The sequence below is a fragment of the Pseudomonas sivasensis genome, assembly GCF_021391435.1.
GTDB lineage: Bacteria > Pseudomonadota > Gammaproteobacteria > Pseudomonadales > Pseudomonadaceae > Aquipseudomonas > Aquipseudomonas sivasensis.
In genome coordinates this window covers 1,864,341-1,877,459 of the sequence record NZ_CP090029.1, presented here as the reverse complement: position 1 = coordinate 1,877,459, position 13,119 = coordinate 1,864,341, and the positions used below count along the sequence as shown (strand labels likewise).

The following is a 13,119-nucleotide window of genomic DNA, read 5'->3' as shown; positions in this document are numbered from 1 at the left end:
CCACCAGGTGCGAATGATTGGATGCCGCTGACAGCTGAGGCTTATCAAGTCCTGAAAGCGGTCGAACCTGATGATGAAAATGTGATCAGTTCGAACAGGAATAGGCTTAGCGAGATGTTTTCGTCTGCTCTTCAGGTGCCTAACCTAGGTTTTTTTGCTGGAAGCGGTACATCTCTAGGTAACCCAGGTGGGCCTAGCATGTGGAAGCTATGGCAAGACTCGATGTTTGACCCGCAGACCCACGCGCTGACAGCTGCCGGTCAGCAGGTTACTGAGCGTGTCCGTTACGCCGAGCGCGAAAATCCGAACATCGAGCATTTCTTATCACAGTGCGATGCCTACCTGGCGTTCAATGACGACCCAGTCGTTGAAGAGTTTGTCGCGCGCGTGAAGGAGCAAATCCTACACGCTTGCTCAACGTTCATTACCCTGCCCACTTCAGACATATCGGCATACCGTGAACTCCTCCAGAAGCTGGCTAGGAGAAGGGTTCGTGACCCCCGCCTGAAGGTGTTTACGACAAACTATGACATGTGTTTTGAAACGGCAGCGTCGGAACTGGGTATGGTCATTATTGACGGATTTTCCTACACCCGTAGACGCCGGTTTGACGGCAAACATTTCACGTACGACATCGTACGCCGGGAGGCAGACAGCCACGAGTTTGCCGAAGGCATTTTTCAACTGCTGAAGCTACACGGATCAGTCAGCTGGAGCCGAGATGGTCATGAAATCTATGAGGACAGCCGACCGACGCCGGAAAACGCGTGCCTGATATATCCCGCAAAAGGAAAATACCAGCAAGCGTTTCTTCAACCCCACTTGGAGCTGCTTTCAAGATTTCTGGAGTTTTTACGTCAACCAAACAGCTGTCTGGTTGTGTCAGGATTCGGGTTTAACGATGACCACCTTTCCGAACCGATCTATTCAGCCTTGCAATCCAACCCTAGCCTGAAGCTGATTCTTTGCGACTACAGTGGCATCAGCCATGTCCACAACCGTGGGGATAATGGATCGAGCCCCTACTGGGGAAAATTCCGCGATCTCGCTCAGCGCGGCTTCGACGTCCATTTTGTTAGTGGTTCATTCAGCGATCTGGCCGCGCATATCCCCCACCTACGTACGGCTTCGCCAGCTGAGAATTTGGCGAACGCAGTCAAACGGATCGGTAGGTAATCATGTCCCCAGAAGGAATACTCCTTAGCACGCTTAAAATCGGAGTGGTCACCAGCGTGGCTGCGCAGCTGATCAAAATCAACTTGGCACATGCTGGAGAGAACAGCGGTCGATATCTCGGTCAAAACCGCTACGGCAAGGGTGAGGTGGGGGAGCTGGTGCTAATCGAGGGTCAGCAGGCGGTGCTCTTAGGACGCATCACCGAAGTGAACCTACCTGATCGCGAGCGTACCGAGATTTCCCAGGACTTTGCTGGCACGCACGCTATTGACGCGATCGGCTTCATCCGCCTGCTGGGGTCTGTTCACCCACACACCTTGAAAGTCACAGCAGGCGTTAGTTCCTACCCACGATTGGGAGACCGGGTTTACTCAGCACCGGGCTCGTTTATCTCCAAAATCCCGACATTGATTTCGAGTGGAGTAAATGGAGAGTCCCCCCGCGTAACGCTCAACCTCGGACACGTCTCTGGAGACGGCGGTTTCGCGATTGCTGTAACGCCAGAAAAACTCTTTGGACGACATTGCGCGATCTTGGGGTCAACTGGCGGAGGGAAAAGTTGGACGACTTCAAAGCTAATCGAGGAATGTCGTCGATATGCTTGCAAGATCGTGCTTGTGGACGCGACAGGGGAATACCGGTCACTCGAAGGGGAAGACTCAACACATCACCATCTCGGAAACCCGCTGCACCGAACTCCAGGCTCTCTTGAGGTAGGTATTCCACCCAGATGCTTCAATGAAACTGATTTCATTGCACTCTTCCAGCCGTCAGGTAAAACCCAGGGCCCGAAACTCAGAGAAGCCATCAGGAGCCTGAGGCTTGCCGCCTTAGCTCCAGATATCTTCGCAGAAGGGTACGTCCCGAAGGTAGGTCAACTCAAAGCTGATTTTCGTCGAGCGATGAACAGGGATAACAACGCCAACCGTGTAGGCGATCCAAATCTCCCCTTCGATATGAGTATGTTGGTTCGGCAAATTGTCGAGGAATGCTGCATGCCGACGGGATATAGCAACGACGTGACCAGATGGGGCGCTGCAAGCACCGAGCTATCGTACTGCTCCTCTCTCATGACGCGAATCATGAGCGTAATGGACTCTCCGTCGTTGAGCTGTGTATTTCGCCCGGCAGAAGGCCTTCCGAGCCTAGTTGAGCACCTCGATGAATTCATCGTTGGAGAAAAGCGGTTGTTCAGAATATGTCTTAGCTCAGTCGGCTATGAATTTAACGCTAGAGAGGTCATCGCCAATGCCATCGGCAGACTGCTATTGCAGCGAGCCCGTAACGAGGCCTTTCGACAGCGCCCGTTGATCGTCATTTTGGACGAGGCTCACAATTTCCTAGGGAAAACCTTAGGTGGTGAAGATGACGTTCAGAACTTGGATGCGTTCGAACTCATCGCGAAAGAGGGCCGAAAGTACGGACTCAACATTTGCCTGGTCACACAGCGACCACGAGACATCACAGAAGGAGTGTTGAGTCAGATGGGCACGTTGCTGGTTCATCGGCTGACCAATGACCGTGACCGAGAAGTGGTCGAACGTGCCTGTGGGGAGCTGGATCGTTCAGCCGCCGCTTTCTTGCCAAATCTGAAGCAAGGTGAGGTGGCATTGGTAGGCGTAGATTTCCCAATCCCTGTGACTATTCAAATAGGTCGTCCCACCCAACCTCCAAAATCGGACGGGCCAAGCTTCCAAGGGCTATGGTGAACTTGTGATACTTGTAGCGGCAATAGCGCTCTGAGCGCGTTGAAAGTGCTCCCAGTTCAGTCTGTAGCAGCCAACTGATCCATGATTTGTCCATGAAATCGCCGAATTATGTGAGAGCTAACACGTGCAGGAAACCATTTTACTGAGCGATGCAGCGCCTCAAAAAACCTCAAACAAGATTAGATTAGGTAAGTGGTTGATTTATTGAAGATAAATCGGTTTTAACAGTTAGCAAGGCTCCGGAACCTATGACCTAATTACTGCTACTGAGGCTGCTGAGGTACTGGGTGTTAGCATCAACACCTTGAAGACCTGGCGCACCCGCAATACGCATTTGGGTTACTACAGGGGTCACAATCGCGACATTCGTTACTCGTTGAAGGAATGCCAGCAGTACTACCGCCGCTCGTTCCAGCGCGTTGTGCCTGGGTCTGGGCCTCAATGACCCGCTCACCCACTCGACAATTTATTATCAAAAATGATAATTTTTTGTTGAGTGAAATGAGGGCTGGTGATGAATCGAAAGCTGCTGCTGAACTCCTGCAAAACGCTGGCTGATGCTGGTGCCTGGTGCATCCCCGAGTCAACCCTCAGCGCCTGTGCGGGTTACCCTGACAAGCTATACCTTCGGGTTGCTCTCACTCGACATGTCAACGCTGGGCTGATCGAGCGCCTGGGGCCAAAGCTCTACTCCAACCCGTTTCTCAAAGCGCCATCTTCGGCACTGTTTCGCTTAACCAATTTTCTAAGGCCGGCAGACAGCTTTTATTTGAGCTGTGAGTCCATCCTGAGCGAGCACGGTTGGATCAGCCAATTGCCTTTCTGCCTGACCTTCGTCACTACGGGCCGCAGCTATCGATACAGCACCCTGCTCGGTGACATCGACTTCGTGCACACGGAGGAAGACCCCGACTGCTGGGTAGGCCATCTCCAGCGCAATGAAGATCGTCAGGTATGGGAAGCATCCCCCGAGAAGGCCCTGACTGATCTCAGGCGCTACAAGCGCAATCTCGATCTCGTCCTATCTGAATCCGAGCGCCCATGATGGTCATCGGCACGCGCATGCAATATTATCCCCGATATTTGCATCAGGGGGCTCGACATGCCGAAACCATCAAACATTGAGCTCAAGCGCAATCAGCTTGCACGGCTGAAAGACAATCTTGACGAATGCGGCCATCGCCTGGTTGAAGCACTGGCCGTGGAAGACCCTCACACGCAGATTTTGCGCGCAAACGCGCTGTCCCAGCGCCTCAGCCTGGGGATGCTCATCTCAAGGGGTGGTGAGACGAAAGCCTCTCTCTCTAAGCAGCTTGCGCAGCTTCCCGCAGTGCATGACGTGTTCGCGTTTCAGAAAGCCCTGGAAGTCCATCTGCGCGTTGGAAAGATTGCAAAGTCGGATGAACAAGCCTACGTCGAAATGGTTGCTGAATTCACTCGCGAGCTTGAGGAGCTGAATGCCCTTGAGGTCGAGCAGGGAGATCAGATTTCAACACCTGAGTCGATATCCCAGAGGATCGAGTCAGCGCCAAAAATTGGCAGGCCATCAAAGACCCCTCTCGAAAATCTAGATCGGGGCTTGGCAGAAAACTACGGCATAGCCCGCCTAGCTTTAGCGAAAGCCATGATCAACGAAGAGAACCCGAGATCGATGGGCCGCCCTGCACGGACGGTGGCTCAGGTTGAAGCGGACTACGCCAAGCGTAAACAAGATTTGGACAGCTCGATCACAGACCTAGAATCCAAGCTCAAAGGCGTAAAGATCCATGATAGGGCCAGCAAGATATACAGAGACGTACTGGCCCAATTTAAGCGGCTTGTGAAGGAGCTTGGAGGGGTAGACCAGATCGAAGCTAGATCGGAAGTCACACGCTTGGAAAGCCACCTAAAATTCCTAAAAGCGGATCGCAAACGCTGCATCGAGCTTGGCGAGCCCGACCTGCCTTTGGAGCATCACAACTCCCCTCGCCACCATCTCTTGAGTGCAAAAGCAGAGCTGGCAGCAGTCCGCGATATTTACGACCAACTGACGCTTCCTAGAGAGGTCAAGAGGCTGAAAGAGGTCGAGGCCAAAAAAGCCAAGTAACCCATTACATTTCTCAATCGCCAGGGGCCAGCGCTATAGCGACACGCGGAAAGGGTTCCCCGTCGATCAGCTCAGGGCCAGGCTCAATCACAAACTCTCCGTGGATGTACCCGATGCTCAATGATTCCTGCAGCCCTGGGCCGATCAGTTGAATCCATTCGCGCTTGCCGACCTTGATGGCGCGCTTCAGCTTGTTAACGCCATACACGATCTCGTACCCACGATGCTTCAGAAAGCCGACAACGTCATCATCACCGAACCTGGCGTGTTTTCGGATATTGGCTGCCTTCGTGATCACTCTTAAATTCCAGGGCACATGCAGCCCGCAGACCCTTTTCCCCTGTACAGGAATGATGTGATCAACCTCGTGCTTAATGCCTGTAGTAGCTGTAAGCCGCCTAGCTTCCAGGTACAGCAATTCCATGGCATCACGATCAGCCCAGGAAGGCGTGGCGCACTGCAAAGCAAATTTGCGCTGCTCAGCATTAAATTTCAGAATTTCCCTGCGCCTTTCAACTCTCATCTGGGCGTTGGGATCGCCAGCTGCAGCAAGCACCACATCATCTCGCTCAAATTGCCTCATATCTCGCCTCCGTGCTGATCACGGCGATATGCAACCACCCGCACAGCTAGAATGCAATTGCAGCTGTTGTTCCCAAAAGCCACCGTCAGGCAGCTTCTGAGCGGGTTGAAATTCTGGGGCAGCTAGAGCCAAATCGACAGGATGTACAGGATCATCACGAAGACAAACAGACGGCGACACCAATTTTTGATGGTTTCCATTTCCGACCTCCGACAGACATATTATGTCACTTATTAACGCATGATTCGACTTGTCGCGCAATGCCAATGCCCCGGTTTTGCTGGGGATTTCACGTTTTTTACGCACGCGGGGCTGAATTAGTACACAAAGTGTATTTTCAGGAAATTGCCAATTTGTCAATAATGCGTCGTGATTAAATTCTATATTGCAGACGAACGGTATTGTCAAAAATTCGATTTGCCAACATATTGGTTGTCAGAGGCGAGCAGCGCGGTGCTGCACCACGGGGTTTAGGCAGCAGAGAGATGAATGCGTGCGTAGGAATCAGTGATCTGGGTGAAGAGCCGGTACATGTCAAGCAGGAGCGCCAGCGACTGGCTGAAATGATGGGCTGCGTGACAGAAGAGCAGGTATCGATACTTGCGGGCGTTGAGCTATCAACAGTCAGAGCCTGGCGCAACCGGAGGACTGGCCCACAGCACATCCCCTTTGGCAACGCCAGGCTGTATCCCATGGAGCTATTGAAGGCTTTCTTGGTTTCCCTGGCTACCAGCAACGACAGCCAGACTTCCGCCGAACCAGGCCCACCCAGCACCGTCATTACTGGTCGCAGAAAATCGATCGGAAAAAATCGCAGGCAATTCGTTGACATGGTCTGACTCAGCAGCGCGAAGCCTGTGAAGCCTGGCCTGCTCTTCAAGAAATTTCAGACGGGCCAATGATCGCTGCACATCTTGCGGACTTACATGAGTGTAGCGCTTAAGATTTGACCAGTCTTTGTGGCCAGAGAATAGTGACACCTCCTGAATCTGCAGGCCTATGGCAAACAAGTTGGTGATTGCTGTGTGCCTGAGGTCATGAAAGTGAAGGTCTTCGATTTCGAGCTTTTCGCAGGCTCTGTCGAAGTTGGCTCTCACAGAGTCTGCAAATGTCTCCATGACCTTGCCTGTCTTTTTAACAGTCCAGACGAATACTGGGCCTGATTTTCGCCCCCCGATCGCAAGCTTTAGAATGTGGTACATCGGCTCAAGAATCGGTACGCGACTATTATTGTTCAGTTTCTCGACCGGATCTTTCCGATCTCTCACCAGCATCTCAAGCTTGTCAAAATCAACATCTTCAATCATTAGGGTGCAAATTTCGTTTTGACGCAGTGTGGAAATAGCGGCGAAATTGATGATCGAAGACATCTCGATTCTGATTCTCAGATTTCTATCAAAATACTTTACGAGCCTTGCCATCTCTGATGACGTTGCAACTCTGTCGCGCTGATTGCTTTTTGTCTTCAGGCCTCTGTGCTCTAGTGACCTTCGTTCAGCATAAATAACCTCAGGGTCAACATTCAGAAGCCTCACATCCCGAGCCCATTTAAATACGACTCCGAGAAAGTCGAGGTCAGCGGCAATAGTTACTCCCCGAGCGGTTTCCATGCGCTTGTCCACAAATCTGCTGACGTGAAGTCTCGATAGCTTGGACACCTTGATGGAGCCGATCAGCGGGTCGACCATGAGTCGCTCAAGCACGTAGCTTTTGCTGCGACCCCATGGCTTAACATCACCGACGCGCTCAATGTAGGCTGTAATCAAATCCTGGACTTCGATACCATTGCCGGGGTCGCGCAGAGATCCCTTAACAGCCGCCTTGATCTCGTCTTCTTTCTGTCGAGACCAGGCTTCAGCCTCTCGTCGCGTATCGAAGTTTTCTGAGAGTTTGAATCCGCTTTTGCGAATCTGGACTCTCCAGCGCCCCTTATCTTGCGTGATGCTTGCCATGAGATCTCCGGCGCTCAGAATGCGTTCAACCATATCATGGCAGTTACATCTTTCCCTGTACAGTTCGCGTGCAATCGGCGTGCAATCGGCGTGCAAAAAGACCCCAAAATCGTCAAAAGTAGCCAATTGCCGCTTTCGGAAAATCGTTATGAATCAACAAGTTATATCGCGACGCTTCTCCGTTGCACCCATGATGGATTGGACCGACCGCCACTGCCGGTTCTTCCTGCGCCTGCTCTCCAAACACGCCCTGCTCTACACCGAAATGGTCACCACTGGGGCGATCCTCCATGGCGACCATGAGCGTTTCCTGCGTCACAGCGAGGCCGAGCACCCCCTTGCTCTGCAATTGGGCGGTAGCGTTCCGGCGGATCTGGCGGCCTGCGCGCGCATGGCCGAGGCCGCTGGTTACGACGAAGTGAACTTGAACGTCGGCTGCCCCAGCGATCGGGTGCAGAACAATATGATCGGCGCAATCCTGATGGCTCATCCGGCGCTGGTGGCCGATTGTGTGAAGGCGATGCGTGATGCGGTGTCGATTCCGGTGACGGTGAAACACCGTATCGGGATCAATGGCCGGGACAGTTATGCGCAGTTGTGTGATTTCGTCGGGACGGTGAAGGAAGCCGGTTGCACCAGTTTCACCGTGCATGCGCGGATTGCGATTCTGGAGGGGTTATCGCCTAAGGAGAATCGGGACATTCCGCCCTTGCGCTATGACGTGGCGGCGCAGTTGAAGCAGGACTTCCCTGAGTTGGAGATTGTGCTCAACGGGGGCATCAAGACGCTGGAGCAGTGCCATGAGCACTTGCAGACGTTTGATGGCGTGATGTTGGGGCGGGAGGCTTATCACAATCCGTATTTGCTGGCGGAGGTGGATCAGCAGTTGTTTGGCAGTGCACAGCCAGTGATCAGTCGAGCGGACGCGTTGGCGCAGTTGCGGCCTTACATTGCTGAGCATTTGGCCGGTGGCGGGACGATGCATCATATTACGCGGCATGTGCTGGGACTGGGCACTGGGTTCCCCGGGGCACGCAAGTTCAGGCAGTTGCTGTCGGTGGATATTCATAAGGCCGCGGATCCGTTGGCATTGTTGGATCAGGCTGGGGCTTTGTTGGAAGGGCGTTGATTGGGTGGCTTCCAGGGGAGTCCGTTGATTATTGGCTGAGCTGGCACACCGTCATCGGGCAGTTGGGTTGAACCTGCTGGCGAATTTGCCCTCCTATTTAGCACCACGGCCGGTCATTCAAACGGCTGTTTTCAGGTTGTTGCCCTCGCAAACGATCGAACGCATTTGCGCCCTTGAGCGCCTCTCGGCGCTCGGGTAATGTCATCAGACCCATAGGACAGAGCACGCTCATGACTTCCAAGCTGGAACAACTCAAGCAATTCACCACTGTCGTAGCCGATACCGGCGATTTTTCCACCCTCGCCAAGCTCAAGCCGCAGGATGCAACCACCAACCCTTCCCTACTGCTCAAGGCCGCGTCGATTCCGGGCTATGCCAAGCTGCTGGACGAGTGCGTGCAGGACTGCAACGGTGATGTTGGCCTGGCCAGCGACCGTTTTGCGGTCGCGGTGGGGCAAGAGATTCTTAAAGTTGTGCCGGGCCGCATTTCCACCGAAGTGGATGCCCGCCTGTCGTTCGACGAGGCCGCCATTCTCAAGCGTGCGCACCGTCTGATCGACCTGTACGAAAAAGCCGGCGTTGGCCGCGACCGTGTACTGGTCAAGATCGCCTCTACCTGGGAAGGCATCCGCGCGGCAGAGAAGCTGGAGAAAGAAGGGATCCAGACCAACCTGACACTGTTGTTCTCCTTTGCCCAGGCTGTGGCGTGTGCTGAGGCTGGGGTATTCCTGATTTCGCCATTCGTGGGCCGCATATACGATTGGTACAAGAAGGCCAACGGTAACGACTACACCGGTTCCGATGATCCAGGCGTGCAGTCGGTTACGCGCATCTACAACTACTACAAGGCCAATGGTTATAAAACGGTAGTGATGGGTGCGAGCTTCCGTAACCTGAGCCAGATTGAAGAATTGGCCGGGTGTGATCGCCTGACCATTAGCCCGGACCTGCTGGAGAAGCTGGCGGCGGATGAAGGCAAGCTGGAGCGTAAGCTGTCGCCTGGCCATGCCGGTGAAGCGCGAGTGCATATGACTGAAGCGCAGTTCCGTTGGGAGTCCAACGAAGATGCGATGGCGACTGAGAAGCTGGCGGAGGGCATTCGTCAGTTTGCCCGTGACCAGGAAAAACTTGAGGCGCTGTTGTCCGCCAAACTGTAAACAGCGGGGACGGCAAAAAGGGCGGTACCTGTGAGGGTACCGCCCTTTTTTTGTGTCTCAAACCGATCTCAGTTCAACTGCGGGAGGGGCTGCTCCCGATAGCGGTGAGCCAGTTGTGAATGTACTGACTGACACTGCGCTATCGGGGCTCCTCCGACATTTGGAATGTATTCGACGGAAGGATCAGTGACGCTCGAGGGCGTTGACGAGGTCGTGAAACGCTTCGCGATTGGACTCATTGAGGCCCATCAGGATCTTGTGCGCTTCCAGCACCTTCACCCGCACCATTTCTTCGGACTGATCCTGGGACGGCAGGTCGGTAAGACATTCCGGGCAAGGAATCGGACGATCAACGATGTTGAACACCTGATCAAAGCCCATGGACTGCAGCAGCCGGGTGATGTCTTCGTGGGTGGTGACGACGGTCGGCAACAGGCCAACCTTCTGCCGAGACAGAATGGACAACTTGGCTAATAGCCCAAGGGTGGTGCTGTCAATGCTGCGAGTTTCAGTCAGATCGATCACGATCGCCGAAAAGTTCAGCGCAGTGAAGATCCGCTCAATCGTCGCATCCAGCGCCGAACATAAGGTCAGGCGCACTTCACCGACAAACTTCAGGACGAAGGTCCCGTCTTGCTCAGCGAATTGGATTCTTCCGGTACTCATCAAAGATTCCTGCTCAACACCAATAGGGCGATATCATCCGGCATCTCCCCTAGCGTGGCCAATCCAAAAACCTGCCGCAGGCCATCCAGGCTGCCGCCAGCTGCCTTGACCCGTTGGGGCAAGGCGGCTTCTTTCTCTTTGAGTGTAGGCTCTGGAAGAAGGTCCAGGATGCCATCCGACATCAGCGTCAGGCTGAAGGTCGGCGGCAGTTCCAAAATGTGGTCTTCGTAGGTGGCTTCATTGAACAAGCCGACGGGCAGACCACGCCCTTCCAGGTAACGCACACTGTCTGGAGTGTATAAAACAGGCATCGGCAGGTGACCGCCAATGCTGTAGGTCAAAAGACCGGTTTCTTCATCGATCACGCCGCCTACCATCGTCACGTGCTTGCCCAGCTTGCAGCTGATCAGGCCTCGGTTGATGTGGCCCAGCACCTCGGAGGGGGTGAATTCCGGCAAGGTGCCATTGCGCTTGGATTCAAACAACAGCCGTGTGGTCATGAACTTCAACAACACGGTGACAAAAGCAGAGGAAGCACCGTGGCCCGAAACGTCGGCCAGATAGAACGCCACACGTCGCTCATCCACACGGAAGTAGTCGACAAAATCACCCGACAGGTACAGCGAAGGGATGATTTGGTGCGCAAACTTGAACTCGTCGATGGTCCATGGGCTGACCGGCAGCATGTTCATCTGTACCTGGCGACCGGCGTTCTGGTCTTCCTGGAGCAGGTTCAGGCTGGCTTCGAGCTCGCGGTTGGCGGTTTCGAGCTTTTCGCGGTAACGCTGGTTCTCGACCAGCAGACGTGCACGATCCAACGCGCGGCGCACTGAGTGCTCCAGCACCGCAAGGTCTTCCAGGGGTTTGATCAGGTAGTCGGCGGCGCCCAGGCGCAAGGCCTCAACGGCGTCGTTCATCACGCCGGCACCGGACACAACAATCACCGGAGTCTGCGGGGCAAGCTCAGTCACCTGGCGAATCAGCTCCAGGCCGCCCATCTGGGGCATGCGCAAGTCGCAGATCACGAGGTCGGGCTGGTCGCGCTCGAATACCTGGAGACCCTGTTGGCCATTACTGGCCTGCAGGACGCTGAAGCCACTGTCTTCCAAATAGGCCGCGAGACTCGCGCGCACTACTTCGTCGTCATCGATTATCAGCAGCGTGGCACTGGTTTTTTGCATGTGGGCAAACGGCGCCAGAATTAGGTTGGCGTAGGCAACTCGGCAATGGCCGGGGTCACACTACTGGATTCGCTTTCTAGCCTCTCTGTCCTACAAAAGCGTAGGCGTTTTGCCCACGCACAACTGTAAAGCAGAGGTGCCCTTCTAAGGCGCAGACGGTACTCCCATCCGCCAGGTGTTTCAAGCTCATGCCGATGGTCGCCAGGCGTCTTTACATCGCAAATCACCGGGAGTTATAAGAACAGCCACGACCACAACACAAAGTAAGGATGGAACCCATGAGCGAACACGAGCGCGACTACGCCGAGAAACGCGATTTCATCCGCATGCGAGTGGATGCCGATGTGTCTTTGATCCACGAAGGCCAAGAGATTGCCGGGGTTTGCGTGGATCTTTCCAGCTCCGGAATGCAAGTGCAGGCACCGCGCCAGTTCAACGTAGGAGACCTGCTGACCGTGCGCATTGATTCAGAACATGCGGCCCTTAAAGGCCTGGAGGCAGATACCAAAGTGGTGTGGGCCAAAACGGTGGGCAATGATCAGCAATTGGGCCTCAGCATCCTGAAAATGCGCTGAAACCCGCGCACAAAAAAGGCGATCACTCAGGATCGCCTTTTTTCATTTCAAACGATCACCTCTTAAAAGTCGTCGACGACCTTGCCATCTTTGACCTTGAACTCACGGTTCTGCAGGTAGGCGTTACGAATGAAGGTGTATTTGTCGCCGGTGATCAGCTTCTCACTGTCGAGCAAGCTGGCACGGGCGTCGACGATGCCAAGGCCCATGACGCTGTTACGCAGGGACACATCATCCATATAGCGATAAGGCTGGGTGTAGCTGTCGACGTACTTGGACGGCGCATCACGCAGGGTGCTTGGACCCAGCAGAGGGATCATCACGTACGGACCGCTGCCAACGCCCCAGTAGCCGAGTGTCTGGCCGAAGTCTTCATCGCTGCGTTGCAGCCCCATTTTGGTGCCTACGTCGATGAAGCCCAGCACACCGAACGTGGTGTTAACCAGCAAACGGGCAGTATCGACACCTGCATTGTGAGGTTTGAGCTGCAACACATTGTTGGCCAGGTTGCCGACGTCGCCGATGTTGCGGAAGAAGTTGTGGATACCGTCTTCAACAAATTGCGGAGTGATCCATTGATAGCCTTGGGCCAATGGCTTGAGGGCATAGGTATCAACAGTGTCGTTGAAGGTAAAGATCGGGCGGTTGACGCTTTCCCATGGATCATCTTCCGACGCAGCTTGCACAGCGAACGGGGCCAGCAGAACGGTGGCACACACCGACAGCTGAGCGAAGTAGTGGCTCCAGCGCATAGCTTTTGCTCCTTGAATGGTCTGTCATGGGCGCTATGCCCTGAATAAGGTAGCCAGTATATGACGGAAGTGCCCAATTAGGCAGCCGCCGGGAAAACTCATACCGCAAATGGACAAAATTCCTACAATTGAGCCAACTGTCATCGGACTGTC

At 54.2% G+C, this 13,119-nt stretch carries 13 protein-coding genes; 8 read left to right on the top strand and 5 right to left on the bottom strand.

What is annotated here, in order from left to right:
• Window positions 1-21: 21 nt before the first annotated feature.
• The 5 genes from LRO94_RS08425 (at window position 22) to LRO94_RS08410 (ending at window position 4,971) form a co-directional block, all read left to right on the top strand.
• On the top strand, window positions 22-1,176 hold the full coding sequence (locus tag LRO94_RS08425) for an SIR2 family protein (protein ID WP_233896977.1): 1,155 nt from the start codon (window positions 22-24) through the stop codon (window positions 1,174-1,176).
• A 2-nt stretch (window positions 1,177-1,178) separates the two neighbouring features.
• Window positions 1,179-2,885 (top strand): ATP-binding protein, encoded by a 1,707-nt coding sequence (locus LRO94_RS08420; RefSeq protein WP_179179386.1) that lies wholly within the window; start codon window positions 1,179-1,181, stop codon window positions 2,883-2,885.
• A gap of 256 nt (window positions 2,886-3,141) precedes the next feature.
• The gene (locus LRO94_RS28015) at window positions 3,142-3,330 is read left to right on the top strand and encodes a helix-turn-helix domain-containing protein (RefSeq protein ID WP_407692695.1); all 189 of its coding nucleotides are present in this window, start codon (window positions 3,142-3,144) and stop codon (window positions 3,328-3,330) included.
• A gap of 69 nt (window positions 3,331-3,399) precedes the next feature.
• Entirely contained in the window at window positions 3,400-3,930 is a 531-nt protein-coding gene (gene abiEi / locus LRO94_RS08415; RefSeq protein ID WP_179179387.1) for a type IV toxin-antitoxin system AbiEi family antitoxin, read from the top strand.
• Between the two features lie 57 nt (window positions 3,931-3,987).
• On the top strand, window positions 3,988-4,971 hold the full coding sequence (locus LRO94_RS08410) for a hypothetical protein (protein WP_179179388.1): 984 nt from the start codon (window positions 3,988-3,990) through the stop codon (window positions 4,969-4,971).
• A gap of 13 nt (window positions 4,972-4,984) precedes the next feature.
• Here LRO94_RS08410 and LRO94_RS08405 read toward each other — a convergent pair whose 3' ends face one another.
• Complete coding sequence (locus tag LRO94_RS08405) at window positions 4,985-5,554, bottom strand: HNH endonuclease signature motif containing protein (protein WP_179179389.1); 570 nt, start codon at window positions 5,552-5,554, stop codon at window positions 4,985-4,987.
• Window positions 5,555-6,252: 698 nt separating this feature from the next.
• Window positions 6,253-7,506, bottom strand: a complete 1,254-nt coding sequence (locus LRO94_RS08400) for a tyrosine-type recombinase/integrase (RefSeq protein ID WP_179179390.1) — start codon at window positions 7,504-7,506, stop codon at window positions 6,253-6,255.
• Window positions 7,507-7,654: 148 nt separating this feature from the next.
• Here LRO94_RS08400 and dusA point away from each other — a divergent pair, with 148 nt between their 5' ends.
• Together dusA and tal are read left to right on the top strand one after the other, a co-directional pair.
• Window positions 7,655-8,635, top strand: a complete 981-nt coding sequence (gene dusA / locus LRO94_RS08395; RefSeq protein ID WP_179179391.1) for a tRNA dihydrouridine(20/20a) synthase DusA — start codon at window positions 7,655-7,657, stop codon at window positions 8,633-8,635.
• Window positions 8,636-8,865: 230 nt separating this feature from the next.
• The gene (gene tal, locus LRO94_RS08390; RefSeq protein ID WP_032888840.1) at window positions 8,866-9,792 is read left to right on the top strand and encodes a transaldolase; all 927 of its coding nucleotides are present in this window, start codon (window positions 8,866-8,868) and stop codon (window positions 9,790-9,792) included.
• Between the two features lie 183 nt (window positions 9,793-9,975).
• Here the strand turns inward: tal and rssC are convergent, their stop codons facing one another.
• Both rssC and rssB read right to left on the bottom strand, forming a co-directional pair.
• Window positions 9,976-10,458 carry an anti-sigma factor antagonist RssC gene (gene rssC, locus LRO94_RS08385; protein ID WP_032888838.1) on the bottom strand — a complete coding sequence of 161 codons (483 nt, stop codon included), beginning with the start codon at window positions 10,456-10,458 and terminating at the stop codon, window positions 9,976-9,978.
• A complete protein-coding gene (gene rssB, locus LRO94_RS08380; RefSeq protein ID WP_032888836.1) occupies window positions 10,458-11,639 on the bottom strand; it encodes a two-component system response regulator RssB in 1,182 nt (393 codons plus the stop codon). Before rssB ends, rssC begins: the two co-directional genes overlap by 1 nt.
• A gap of 278 nt (window positions 11,640-11,917) precedes the next feature.
• Here rssB and LRO94_RS08375 point away from each other — a divergent pair, with 278 nt between their 5' ends.
• Complete coding sequence (locus LRO94_RS08375) at window positions 11,918-12,214, top strand: PilZ domain-containing protein (protein ID WP_095184124.1); 297 nt, start codon at window positions 11,918-11,920, stop codon at window positions 12,212-12,214.
• Window positions 12,215-12,276: 62 nt separating this feature from the next.
• Here the strand turns inward: LRO94_RS08375 and LRO94_RS08370 are convergent, their stop codons facing one another.
• Window positions 12,277-12,966: an MlaA family lipoprotein gene (locus LRO94_RS08370; protein ID WP_032888832.1), complete on the bottom strand. Its 690-nt coding sequence runs from the start codon at window positions 12,964-12,966 to the stop codon at window positions 12,277-12,279.
• Window positions 12,967-13,119 lie beyond the last annotated feature (153 nt).

Coding starts and splice junctions, on each gene's coding strand:
- rssC (WP_032888838.1), bottom strand. CDS start 10,458: ATGAGTACCGGAAGAATCCAATTCGCTGAGCAAGACGGGACCTTCGTC.
- LRO94_RS08405 (WP_179179389.1), bottom strand. CDS start 5,554: ATGAGGCAATTTGAGCGAGATGATGTGGTGCTTGCTGCAGCTGGCGAT.
- rssB (WP_032888836.1), bottom strand. CDS start 11,639: ATGCAAAAAACCAGTGCCACGCTGCTGATAATCGATGACGACGAAGTA.
- LRO94_RS08425 (WP_233896977.1), top strand. CDS start 22: ATGCCGCTGACAGCTGAGGCTTATCAAGTCCTGAAAGCGGTCGAACCT.
- LRO94_RS08400 (WP_179179390.1), bottom strand. CDS start 7,506: ATGGCAAGCATCACGCAAGATAAGGGGCGCTGGAGAGTCCAGATTCGC.
- LRO94_RS08370 (WP_032888832.1), bottom strand. CDS start 12,966: ATGCGCTGGAGCCACTACTTCGCTCAGCTGTCGGTGTGTGCCACCGTT.
- tal (WP_032888840.1), top strand. CDS start 8,866: ATGACTTCCAAGCTGGAACAACTCAAGCAATTCACCACTGTCGTAGCC.
- LRO94_RS08375 (WP_095184124.1), top strand. CDS start 11,918: ATGAGCGAACACGAGCGCGACTACGCCGAGAAACGCGATTTCATCCGC.
- dusA (WP_179179391.1), top strand. CDS start 7,655: ATGAATCAACAAGTTATATCGCGACGCTTCTCCGTTGCACCCATGATG.
- LRO94_RS08420 (WP_179179386.1), top strand. CDS start 1,179: ATGTCCCCAGAAGGAATACTCCTTAGCACGCTTAAAATCGGAGTGGTC.
- abiEi (WP_179179387.1), top strand. CDS start 3,400: ATGAATCGAAAGCTGCTGCTGAACTCCTGCAAAACGCTGGCTGATGCT.
- LRO94_RS08410 (WP_179179388.1), top strand. CDS start 3,988: ATGCCGAAACCATCAAACATTGAGCTCAAGCGCAATCAGCTTGCACGG.